This window comes from Aminobacterium sp. (genome assembly GCF_034926885.1).
In the GTDB taxonomy this organism is placed as follows: Bacteria; Synergistota; Synergistia; order Synergistales; family Aminobacteriaceae; genus Aminobacterium.
This window is the reverse complement of sequence record NZ_JAYFQR010000007.1, coordinates 72,322-83,465: the sequence shown is the minus strand read 5'-3', so window position 1 is coordinate 83,465 and position 11,144 is coordinate 72,322. Positions and strand designations below refer to the sequence as shown.

Here is an 11,144-nt window from a genome sequence, read left to right as displayed (position 1 = left end):
CTCCCAACAAAAATCTATTCATAATCTTTCACTGTCGAAAGATATACGCTCATAATGAGAGCCATGGCAATAAAAACAGCTAAGAGAGAACTACCACCATAGCTTAAGAAAGGAAGTGGCAATCCAGTAACAGGAAGAAGTCCCATGCTCATGCCAATTGATTCTATAACCTGGAACCAAATCCATGTTGCCAAACAAGCGACTAACACCTTTCCTCGTGTATCCTTACAACGAAGACCAGCTTCGATTATTTTCCAAAATAAAATAGAAAAGAGAGCTAATAGCAAAATAGCTCCCAAAAAACCAAATTCCTCAGCATAAACGCTAAAGATAAAATCAGTATGTGGTTCCGGCAGAAAACGAAGCTTACTCTGAAGCCCTTGAAGAAAGCCTTTTCCAAACAGCCCACCTGAACCAACAGCAATTCGTGATTGAATAACGTTATATCCTGCTCCTAGAGGATCCAGAGCAGGGTTCAAAAAGACAAGTAACCTTTTTTTCTGATACTCTTTCAAAAATTGCCACCCTATAGGAAGCAACATAAAACCCAAACTAGTTAGCGTCAAGGTATATTTTTTCGGAGCCCCTGCAATAATTAAAGCAACGAAAGTCATAAGGCCATATACTATAGTACTCCCCAAGTCTGGTTGTATGAATACAAGTAAACTAGAAACGGAAGCAAGAGCCAGCCCTCCTATAAAACGAGATAACGTGTCTGGCGGATATCGACATAAATGTTTGGACAAAACAAGTGCCAGACCTATTTTCCCCGCCTCAGAAGGTTGGAAATGAAAGGGACCGAGGTTCAGCCAACTTTGAGCACCTTTTATTGTTAACCCCATGATAAGAACGATGAGAAGCAATATGACAGATGCCCAATATAAAGGGTACGCCCAACGAAGCAAGCGACGATAGCCTATTTTCAATACGAGCAGAAAAACAACAATAGAGATACCGCCCCATACAAGCTGACGGAGAGCAAATCCACCAGTTCTATGAGTAACTCCTACTCCTGCACTGTATATAGATATAACGCCTAAAGCAAAGAGAGCAAGTACCGAAAAAAAGAGTACTTTATCTCCATATATTATAAGTTCCTTTAACGATAGCTTCTTTTCATCCATCCGGCTTCATAATCTCTATTCGCTCTTATTTGTCCTTTTAATTCTCACAACTGGAATGTTTGCAACAAAGGCAACCGATTTATCTGCTCTATCGAGATCCATTTCAATGTTACCCGTATCAATCTCCATGTATTTAGAGAGAACTTCTATCATATCCTTACGAAGTTCTTCCATAAGACCAGGAGAAATATCAGAACGATCATGAATCAATACGATTTGAAGTCGTTCTTTTGCTGTTTTCTTCGTTCCTTGACGTCCGAAAAGTTTTTGAATTATTCCCATCATGCTCTTCTCTCCTCCTAGATCTCTATAACCCGAACAACCGTCTTATCCCAGAGAAAAATCCGGACCCTTCGTGACTGTTAAGATTCAAAAAGGGTACCTCTTTTCCAAGAAGACGATCCGCAATATTCGTAAACGCCTGAGAAGCAAGAGACGTATCTCCACTGGTGAGTGGTTCTCCCCTATTCGCTGATTTAACAACGCTCTCATCATCAGGTACGATTCCGATAAGTTCTATGGCCAAGACATCAAGAACGTCCTGAACATCAAGCATTTCTCCTTCTTTGACCATTTTCGGTTTGACTCTGTTGATAACAAGGCGAATAGGTGCTTTTTCCATAGATTCAAGAAGCCCTATGATACGGTCAGCATCGCGCACTGAAGGAATTTCAGGAGTAGTTACGACGAGAGCTTCAGTTGCCCCAATTGCAGCATTTTTAAAGCCCCCTTCTATTCCTGCAGGACTATCTATAAGAATAAAATCAAAGTCTTCTTTTTTGAGCATTTCGCACAGATCTACCATCTGTTCGGGATTTACTGCATCTTTCGTTCGCGTCTGAGCTGCCGGAAGCAAGAAAAGGTTATCTACCCTTTTATCTCGTATTAAAGCTTGAGGAAGACGGCATGCACCCTCTATAACATCTATAAAGTTGTAGACTACACGATTCTCCAGCCCCATAACAACGTCAAGATTTCTAAGACCAATGTCAGCATCAATGGCCACTACTTTAAATCCAGCTTTGGCCAATGCAAAAGAAACGTTAGCGGTAGTTGTTGTTTTACCAACACCACCCTTACCAGACGTTACAACTATGACTCGAGGCTCCACGAAAATCCCTCCATTCCCTATGTTCTTATAATTTTAGTTCTCGAACAAAGAGAGAACCTTGTTCAAGCGTGATAATAACAGGGTGTCCCCACCATTCCATTGAACTATCAAGGTAACTTCCTACTTTATGACCCAACCTAACTTGTTTTGCCTGGAAATCTCCTACTACGATATTTTGCCCCTCATCACCATCGGAGCCAGCATGTGCGAGACCTTTCAGACGCCCCCAGATACAAATATTGCCAGAAGCTATTACTTCCGCTCCATCATTGATATGTCCAATAACGACAACGTCGCCTCCATGCTCTATTCGCTGACCGGAACGAAGTGACCGTATAAGGAAAAGAGTATCACAACTTTTTCCCTTCCGCGGAGAAACTTCACGAGCAGGCTCACCCGTTTTCATCCCCCAGGATTGAAGTAAATACTGGCTCTCTGCATCATACGTAACCCACGATGAAATACATACATGTTGGGCATAAATAAATTCATTAAGAAGACGTATTATAAAATCCTTGCCTAAAGAACGACCTTGAAAGTCAAGAATAACTTTCATCCCCAACAACGCTTTTGCCTGAGATGAAAGACTAATAAGGTCTGTTAAAACATCTTTTTCAGATAATTCCTCAGGAACAATAAGACGCAGACCTTCACCTGTTCCCTTCAATTGTACTGGAGTTTGAAACGTTTCCATAGACTCCATACTCCTTCCTTCTTCAGGTCGAGAAACCTATTTCGTCAAATCATGCCCTACGAGGTAAGCCAAAATTTCACCTACAATAGGAGCCGCTATAGAACTTCCATGTTCTCCTGCTTCAACAACAGCCACAGCAACGTAGCGTGGCTTATCTACCGGTGCATAACCTGCGAAAAGTGCGTGATCAGCACCATGAGCATTTTGGGCCGTTCCAGTTTTTCCTGCAACAGTTACCCCGAAAGTTCCAGCTCTCCAACCTGTTCCTCCCTTTACAACTTTTTCTAATCCCTCTTGAACAATCTGCATATTTTTCTTGGAAATATTCAATTGTTTGGGGGGAACTGCATTTCTTCTATAAAGATAAGGCGTAACTAATTCGCCTCCATTAGCAAATACCCCATACATCCGAGCTAATTGAATCGGAGTCATCAAAAGAAAACCTTGTCCAATAGAATAATTGACCGTGTCTCCCTGATACCATGATTCCTTTACAACTCTTTCTTTCCATTCACGACCAGCCCTGTTACCAGAAAGCTCCCCAGGAATATCTATCCCTGTCAACTCTCCGACTCCAAATTTCTGTCCCCAATTCGCCAGTCTGTTAATTCCTAATTTTATTCCTACTTGATAAAAGTATACATCACATGAACTGCTTAAAGCTTCTTTTAATGATATACTACCATGTCCGCTTCTTTTCCAACACCTAAAAGTTCTACGACCCAATTGAAAAGCTCCGCTACAGAAAAAACTTGTTTTAGGCGTAACTTCCTTTTCTTCAAGAGCCGCTATGGAAACTAAGGCCTTAAATGTGGATGCAGGAGGATATACTCCCGCAATACTCCGATCAAGCATAGGCCGCTCCGGGTCGTTCAGCAATGACCGCCATTCCTTAGCGGACACTCCCCAAGCCAAGGGGTTATTATCATAAGAAGGGGAGGTATAGAGCACTAAAACAGCTCCTGTTTCAACATCCAACGCTACAACAGCTCCTCTATTGCCCTCTATAAGATCAGCCGCTAATCTCTGCGCCCCTAAATCAAGAGTAAGGTAGAGATCTTGTCCCTTCACTGGAGGCTTAAAATCCAGATCTTGAACGCGTCTTCCCCGGGCATCAACTTCTATTGATTCTTCACCGGGAAGTCCTCGTAAAAGAGATTCATATGAATACTCTACGCCAGCTTTGCCTATAATATCTCCGCCTACATAATCCCCATCTCGTTTCGACTTCAACTCATCTTCACTTATTTCAGCAACATAACCTGTAACATTTGCAGTCAAAGCCCCTGAAGGATAGGTTCGACGCCATACTGGAACAGGGAAAAGCTGAGAAGGGAATTCCGGGTCAGCAATAAGTTCTGCCATTTGGGTCAATGTAAGATTTGAAACAACGCGTACAACCCGATAAGGCGCCCAATATTGCCGCTTCACGGTGGCTTTTATTTCTTCAGGCGTTAATGGGATGCCATGTTTTTGGAATATCCTTGATGTTTTAACTGCAAGTTCATCTTTTTCGAGATCAAGAGGATACCCCATAATATCGAAGGTGCGGATATTAATTGCCAAAGGGGCACCATTACGGTCAAAAATATTTCCACGAGATGGTGCAAGGCGAATAAATCGAAGACGATTATTAGCCGCTAGTTTAATATAGCTATCGGCATGGATAATCTGAAAAAAGTAAAGGGCCACGGCAAGTAAAGCTATAGAGCCAAGGATGACTACTCTCCATATGCGGAGACGTCGATCTATATCAGTTCGAGAATTAGACATCGTTTTGTTCGGTCCTCCACGCATAAAGAAGACATGCAAACATAACCATGGGGATAAGAACAGCTTGCTGAACAAGGAAGGCTTTTAAAATAGTCTGCTCACGGAATCCCCACATAAGTAATCGAATGAATGTCAAAAGTAGGTGAGAACTCCATACTAAAAGGCCAAAAGCAGTAATGCTTCGGGCTGAAGATGGCAAAGAAAACCATATCCATCGGGCAAAAAATATAGATACAACATAAAGTCCAGAAGAAACACCTATGAGACCAGGCCAGCGTAAATCCCATAACAGCCCTCCGATAAAACCTATCCAAAGAATAGATATTCCTTCTTCGTGATTTTTTAAAGCTGAATAAAGAAGAACGAGAAGGAAAATTTCAGGAACTAGAAAATGGCCTGAAGAGAAAACGCGAAGAAGATCTTGAATATACCAAGCTATAACAAAGGAAATCATTGTTCAGTATCTCCTTTGAGTACTTCAACACTGTACAATTGAACAAAATCAGCCCCTGGTTCGATTTTATATGCGACAAAACCTCCAGAAAAATGCCGCAAGTCACCTGTGACCTTTCCTACAGGAAGGCCTGGAGGTAAACTTTCACTAACAAGAGCAGTACTCACCGTCATATTTTTTTCTATTGATCTCCCCTCAGGGATATATTGAAGCCATATGTCTCCCTGTCCATCTCCTGTCACAATACCCAAATCACGTGTCTGGTCCACAACTACAGGAATAAAAAGAGACGCAGAAGTTATTAGCTCCGCCCATGAATACCCTTTTTCGACACGGGTGATTCGGCCAACAAGATTTCCGTTTTGCAAAACAGGGGATCCGGGTTGTAGTCCCTTTTCCTTCCCTTGATTTATTCGTATTTCTGTCCACCAATTTTCTGGAGAACGAAGTGTTATTCGAACATATTCTGCCGACTGCTCGATTTTTTTCTTTATTTCCTCTACTTCATCTTTATTAATAGCTAATTTGAGCACCCAATTCTCTTGCGATAACTCTTGTATCTGCGCTATAAGGTCAGCTCTTTCCTTAAACCAAAAAGATACTTTTCTAAGGGTATCACTTAAAAAAACGGCTGGAATTTCAGGATAGTATAAAAATTTTCCTACCCAGTCACTTGGTGTACGAAACGCTGAAAGCTGAGGAGCAAGAGCCAACAGCAAAAGGCTCGTAGCAAGGGCCACGAGCCCGTGTATAACTTCTTTACTGAAATCGCCAGAGTCTGGCTTGCGCATCTTACAATCTCCAATACATTACTGTGAGCCTTTTTCAACAGAGAGAAGAACCTTTTTCATATCATCAAGATTCTCAAGTATTTTCCCCACTCCTTGAGCTACTGAAAAAAGAGGATCTTCAGCAACAATAACGGGTGTACTTAACGATTTCGAAAGGCGTTCGGGAAGGCCACGAAGTTGGGAAACTCCTCCCGAAAGGATTATACCTTGATCTACAATATCTTTGGAAAGCTCAGGTGGTGTCTGCTCCAAAGCTACCTTTACCATATCTTCAATTCGACGAATAATAGGTTCAAGAGCCTCTCTAACCTCAGGGGACGTTACAACATCAGCTTTAGGAAGACCATCAGCCAAGTCTCGCCCCTTTACTGCCATCTCCAATTCTTCTTCTAGTGGGAGAGCCGAACCAATCTGTATTTTCACTTCTTCAGCCGTCGTTTCACCAATGAGAAGAGCATATTTTTGTCGTAACATGGCTATAATGGCTTCGTCCATATCCTGCCCTGCAGTACGAAGCGAATTTGTAACCACTATACCTCCAAGGGAAAGAACGGCAACTTCACTCGTTCCACCACCAATATCAAGAATCATGCTTCCTCGCGGTTCTTTAATCGGAAGGCCAACTCCTATTGCTGCAGCAACAGGCTCTTCAACAACATAAGCTTCCCGTGCACCAGCCCCTAATGTAGCATCAATAACGGCCTTTCGCTCAACTTCCGTAACTTCCGCAGGAACTGATATGACTACTCTAGGATGAGATAAAACCATACTTCCGCCTGCTGCTTTTTTAAGACAATAACGAATCAATTCCTCTGTCATATCAAAGTTAGCTATAACACCATCCTGCATTGGCCATATCGTATAAACTCCTGTTGGCGTCTTACCTGCCATTGCTTTGGCTTCTCTTCCAACAGCAATAACTTCTATATTTCCGCCGCCTTTTATTTTCTTACGGATAGCCACAGCAGAAGGCTCGTTAATTACAATTCCCTTCCCCTTCACATATACAACGATATTGGTCGTTCCCAAATCAATACCAACGTCTGTTCCAAACATACCAGAAAGAAATCTGAACACTTGAACACTCCCCACCTTCATGTGGTATACCGCGAGGGAACCCGTATTTTTTCCCCTCCGGCAGCAATAAAATGCCCAATCAATTTTATATCGAGCACTTTGAGATTCCGCTCTACAAACTCAGTTAATAATATATCTTCCCTGCTAGGAGCTAACATACCATTTGGATGGTTATGAACTAAAACCATTCCTTTTGCGTCAAGGCGAACAGCCCTTCGAAATAAATATTTTACATCAAGGTACGCTCCTTCAATACCTCCATATGATATCCTATCTCTCGATATTATATTTTCCTTATCATCAAGAAACAAAGAAACAATTACTTCTCTATCTTCATGCGAAAGAAGGTGACACAAAGAGATTACCTTATTTTCCCATTTTTCGCATTCTCCTTCTCTTTCTGTTTCTGTTTCGTATATCATCAAACGTCTGCCTAACTCCATGGCAGCTGCAATAACTGCAACCTTAGCCTTCCCTATACCTCTTATTTTGTAAAACTCGGAAATGGAGGCTTGTGATATACCTTTCAATCCACCCAACACATGTAATAACTCTGCCGACATTTCAAGAACGTCTCTGTTTCCACTGCCTGTACGAAGAAGTACTGCAAAAAGTTCTGTTAATGAAAGTGCAGCAACTCCCTCTCGAAAAAGCCTCTCTCTTGGGCGTTCAGAGGGAGGCAAATCTTTTAACTTCACGAAAAACTACTTTTTTCTCTCTGGCCAGAAGGGATTTGACTCTCTTTCCTTCCCAATAGTCGTTTCTGGCCCGTGTCCAGGAAGAACTGGCATTGAATCTGGCAGAGTTGTTAATTTTTCAAGAGAACGAGAAAGAAGTTCTCCATCTCCTCCGGGAAGATCTGTTCTCCCAACGCTCCTGGCAAAAAGCGTATCACCAGACAGGAGCAACAGTTCACCGTTATGATCCACCGCAAAACAAAGACTTCCAGGAGTATGCCCAGGAGTAGCTATAACAGATATCGAAAATTCACCTATTTGTAGTTTGTCGCCATCCTCCAGTAACCGAGAAGCTTTCCATCCAACAAAATCCAGACCTAACCATTGAGAAAGATTCAAATCTGGATCACTTAAAAGATTCTCGTCATCTCGGGAAACGGCAACCCCTTTTGAAGCATAAGGGGCAAGAGAGGAAAGTCCTCCAATGTGATCGATATGAGCATGGGTCAAAAGAATCCATTCAAGATGGATATCATTTTCTTGCATGAATGAAATTATATCTGCAGGATCTCCGCCTGGGTCAACAAAAAAACCAGTCTTTTGATTATCCCAAAAGAGGAAACCATTTGTCCATAAACTTCCCAGGGGAAAGCGCTTATAATTCATTAGAGACCCTCCGGTGTATCAATTATGAGCGTAACTGGACCATCATTTACAAGTTCAACCATCATATGAGTTTGAAATACTCCCGTTTGAACAGGTACATTTCGTTCTCTAGCTTTCTCTACAAAAATAGTATAAAGCTTATCAGCCACATCGGGGGAAGCCGCTTCAACGAAAGAAGGGCGCCTTCCTTTTCTGCAGTTACCATAAAGAGTAAACTGAGAAACAACAAGCAATTCCCCGTTTACATCAAGAAGAGATCTGTTCATCTTCTCATCTTCATCTTCAAAAATTCTTAAATTAACTACTTTTTCTACAAGCCAATCTACATCGGCCTCTGTATCTTTTACAGAAACACCTAACAAAACAAGAAGCCCTTTATTTATGTTGCTTACCCTTTCAGCATCCACGGTTACTGATGCCGATGATACTCTTTGAACAACAGCTCTCATATTTTACCTTCACCCCCGGATGACTTCTATGACATTCTTAACCGCATTCAATCTAGCAACAACCGTGTAAAGATGCTCTATGTCTCTAACTCTGATCTCTATCTTCATTCGGGCAAGGGTTCCACCGACAACGTGAGCCTTGATCCCAACAATATTTCCATCACTTGCCATTATAGCCTGAGCTACATCAGTAAAAAGGCCAGATCTGTCCATAGCTTCGAGCTTCAATCGTGTCGTGTAATAATTCCCTCGCGTTCCAGCACCCCACGAAACGTTTATAAGTCTCGATTCTCCCGCCTCTTGTAAGTTAGGACAACCTAACCGATGAACAGTAATACCTCGAGTGCGGGTAGAATAACCGACAATTTCATCTCCTGGAACCGGAAGACAACAGCTTGCTATAACAACCTGAACACCTTCTGCGCCCTCTACTATAATATCGGAATCTGTTTTCTTTATGCCGGAAACTGGTACTTCTTCGGGTATTTCTGGTAATGCAGGAATCTGAGCCTTTCCTATCAGTTTCTGTATGAGCGTTGAAGGATTTAACGTATTGTTTCCAACAGCGACGAGGATATCTTCCCCATTGGAGTGCCCTATTTCACGGGCTATTTTATTGAGAAGGGGAATGAGTTCCTCATACTCTGTATTTATTTCTTCAACATTCCGTCTCTTTATTTCGCGTTCAAGAAGTTCATATCCGCGTTGAATTTTTTCTTGACGTTCCGCTTTTTCCTGCTGTCGGAAATATGAACGTATTTTACTCTTCGCTTTTCCACTTCTAGCCATTTTTAGCCAATCACGAGAAGGTGTTCCCTGGGGAGATGTAATAATTTTTACTATATCTCCATTCTTCACCTCGTAAGTCAGCGAAACAATTCTATTGTTAACCATAGCTCCTACACATCGGTTACCCACCTGTGTATGGATCGCATATGCAAAGTCTATAGGCGTCGATCCCTTGGGCAGTGAAACGACCTTTCCCTGGGGCGTAAAAACAAAAACATCAGATGTAAGGACATCTTCTTTCAAACGCTCTAAAAACTCTGAGGGACCAACTTCATGATCTCCTTCCAGGGCTTGGCGAATCCAAGTCAGACGAGCATCTAAATCATCGAGGACATTGCCTCCCTCTTTATATCGCCAGTGAGCTGCAATACCATATTCTGCAAGTCTGTTCATATCAGATGTTCGTATTTGAACCTCTAACGGTTCTCCCATAGGCCCCACAACAGTTGTATGGAGAGACTGATACATATTTGTTTTCGGATTAGCTATATAGTCGTCAAATTGTCCGGGGATAGGTTTCCATATTGTATGAACAATACCTAAAACAGAATAACATGTTGCTACATCGTCTACGACAACTCTCAAAGCCAAAAGATCGTATAGCTGTTCAACAGAAAGCTTTTTACGGTTCATTTTTTCATATATGCTATAAAAATGCTTAGCGCGGCCTTTAACTCTGAAGTGAATATTTTCTTGTTTTAGTCGTTCCTGGAGGATTTCTATTGCTTTTTTAATAATAGCTTCTCGCTCAGGTAATTTTTTTCGAACTCGACGACGTATTTCATAATACATATCAGGATCGGAATATTTAAAGGCCAAATCTTCTAAGCCTCGTTTAACTTGATATATTCCCAAGCGGTGAGCTAAAGGAGCATATATTTCCAGCGTTTCCTTTGCTATTCGTAACTGTTTATCTTTGCGAAGAGCCCCTAGCGTTCGCATATTATGAAGCCTGTCTGCCAATTTGATAAGAACAACACGAATATCCTTGGCCATAACAACAAACATTTTTCGAAGATTTTCAGCTTGATAATCTTCAAAAGATTTAAAAGGCAGTTTTCCTAATTTAGTAACGCCATCAACAAGGGTAACGACTTCTTCCCCGAAGGTTGACTTCACTTTTTCGGCAGAAAGAGCCGTGTCTTCAAGAACATCATGGAGAAGAGCTGCAATAAGCGTTACAACATCAAGCTGCATATCTGCCAGTATTGAAGCCACATTAATACTATGTACCACATATGGATCGCCACTTGAACGTTTTTGCTCACCATGAGCTTCCGCTGCAATAACGAAAGCTTCGCCTAATTTTTTTAACTCTTCCTTTGTTAAATAATAAGTGACCTTCGACCATAATTCGTGCCAAGCAAATTTAACAGAAATAGTTCTTTCGGTCTCTGGAATTCGGCCAATGTAGCTATCACGCAACTTCCCCAACGTCTTCTTATCAAGTCCCAAGCTCTTAAGATGACGTTCTTGCTCACTAGGATCAATTGGATCTATTTCATATTCCAAAGAATCAGTATGTATCTCTACCATGGC

The 11,144-nt window shown here is 41.7% G+C and carries 12 protein-coding genes; all 12 read right to left on the bottom strand.

What is annotated here, in order from left to right; translation table 11 throughout:
- Positions 1–14: 14 nt before the first annotated feature.
- Genes rodA through VB083_RS04800 form a run of 12 tightly spaced genes read right to left on the bottom strand, consistent with a single transcriptional unit; the run spans position 15 to position 11,141 of the window.
- Positions 15–1,124, bottom strand: coding sequence for a rod shape-determining protein RodA (gene rodA, locus VB083_RS04855; protein ID WP_213699766.1), 1,110 nt, complete (start codon positions 1,122–1,124; stop codon positions 15–17).
- Positions 1,125–1,139: 15 nt separating this feature from the next.
- Positions 1,140–1,406 (bottom strand): cell division topological specificity factor MinE, encoded by a 267-nt coding sequence (gene minE, locus VB083_RS04850; RefSeq protein WP_213691641.1) that lies wholly within the window; start codon positions 1,404–1,406, stop codon positions 1,140–1,142.
- Positions 1,407–1,431: 25 nt separating this feature from the next.
- A complete protein-coding gene (minD, locus tag VB083_RS04845; protein WP_213691629.1) occupies positions 1,432–2,235 on the bottom strand; it encodes a septum site-determining protein MinD in 804 nt (267 codons plus the stop codon).
- A 25-nt stretch (positions 2,236–2,260) separates the two neighbouring features.
- Positions 2,261–2,929: a septum site-determining protein MinC gene (minC, locus tag VB083_RS04840; RefSeq protein ID WP_213691630.1), complete on the bottom strand. Its 669-nt coding sequence runs from the start codon at positions 2,927–2,929 to the stop codon at positions 2,261–2,263.
- A gap of 36 nt (positions 2,930–2,965) precedes the next feature.
- Positions 2,966–4,702 (bottom strand): penicillin-binding protein 2, encoded by a 1,737-nt coding sequence (mrdA, locus tag VB083_RS04835; protein ID WP_213691631.1) that lies wholly within the window; start codon positions 4,700–4,702, stop codon positions 2,966–2,968.
- Positions 4,695–5,156 carry a rod shape-determining protein MreD gene (gene mreD, locus VB083_RS04830; protein ID WP_213691632.1) on the bottom strand — a complete coding sequence of 154 codons (462 nt, stop codon included), beginning with the start codon at positions 5,154–5,156 and terminating at the stop codon, positions 4,695–4,697. Before mreD ends, mrdA begins: the two co-directional genes overlap by 8 nt.
- A complete protein-coding gene (mreC, locus tag VB083_RS04825) occupies positions 5,153–5,947 on the bottom strand; it encodes a rod shape-determining protein MreC (RefSeq protein WP_213691633.1) in 795 nt (264 codons plus the stop codon). Before mreC ends, mreD begins: the two co-directional genes overlap by 4 nt.
- 18 nt (positions 5,948–5,965) lie before the next feature.
- Positions 5,966–7,045 carry a rod shape-determining protein gene (locus VB083_RS04820; RefSeq protein WP_213691634.1) on the bottom strand — a complete coding sequence of 360 codons (1,080 nt, stop codon included), beginning with the start codon at positions 7,043–7,045 and terminating at the stop codon, positions 5,966–5,968.
- On the bottom strand, positions 7,042–7,722 hold the full coding sequence (locus VB083_RS04815) for a JAB domain-containing protein (RefSeq protein WP_213691635.1): 681 nt from the start codon (positions 7,720–7,722) through the stop codon (positions 7,042–7,044). The genes VB083_RS04820 and VB083_RS04815 overlap by 4 nt, the downstream gene beginning before the upstream one ends.
- Positions 7,723–7,728: 6 nt before the next feature.
- Complete coding sequence (locus VB083_RS04810; protein WP_213691636.1) at positions 7,729–8,367, bottom strand: MBL fold metallo-hydrolase; 639 nt, start codon at positions 8,365–8,367, stop codon at positions 7,729–7,731.
- Positions 8,367–8,816, bottom strand: a complete 450-nt coding sequence (gene dtd, locus VB083_RS04805; RefSeq protein WP_213691637.1) for a D-aminoacyl-tRNA deacylase — start codon at positions 8,814–8,816, stop codon at positions 8,367–8,369. Before dtd ends, VB083_RS04810 begins: the two co-directional genes overlap by 1 nt.
- A gap of 9 nt (positions 8,817–8,825) precedes the next feature.
- Positions 8,826–11,141: a RelA/SpoT family protein gene (locus tag VB083_RS04800; RefSeq protein WP_307879496.1), complete on the bottom strand. Its 2,316-nt coding sequence runs from the start codon at positions 11,139–11,141 to the stop codon at positions 8,826–8,828.
- Positions 11,142–11,144: the final 3 nt, after the last annotated feature.

Bases quoted from the DNA above. Each gene is read 5' to 3' on its own strand.
- rodA (WP_213699766.1), bottom strand. From the start codon at position 1,124: ATGGATGAAAAGAAGCTATCGTTAAAGGAACTTATAATATATGGAGAT.
- minE (WP_213691641.1), bottom strand. From the start codon at position 1,406: ATGGGAATAATTCAAAAACTTTTCGGACGTCAAGGAACGAAGAAAACA.
- minC (WP_213691630.1), bottom strand. From the start codon at position 2,929: ATGGAAACGTTTCAAACTCCAGTACAATTGAAGGGAACAGGTGAAGGT.
- mrdA (WP_213691631.1), bottom strand. From the start codon at position 4,702: ATGTCTAATTCTCGAACTGATATAGATCGACGTCTCCGCATATGGAGA.
- mreD (WP_213691632.1), bottom strand. From the start codon at position 5,156: ATGATTTCCTTTGTTATAGCTTGGTATATTCAAGATCTTCTTCGCGTT.
- mreC (WP_213691633.1), bottom strand. From the start codon at position 5,947: ATGCGCAAGCCAGACTCTGGCGATTTCAGTAAAGAAGTTATACACGGG.
- VB083_RS04820 (WP_213691634.1), bottom strand. From the start codon at position 7,045: ATGAAGGTGGGGAGTGTTCAAGTGTTCAGATTTCTTTCTGGTATGTTT.
- VB083_RS04810 (WP_213691636.1), bottom strand. From the start codon at position 8,367: ATGAATTATAAGCGCTTTCCCCTGGGAAGTTTATGGACAAATGGTTTC.
- dtd (WP_213691637.1), bottom strand. From the start codon at position 8,816: ATGAGAGCTGTTGTTCAAAGAGTATCATCGGCATCAGTAACCGTGGAT.
- VB083_RS04800 (WP_307879496.1), bottom strand. From the start codon at position 11,141: ATGGTAGAGATACATACTGATTCTTTGGAATATGAAATAGATCCAATT.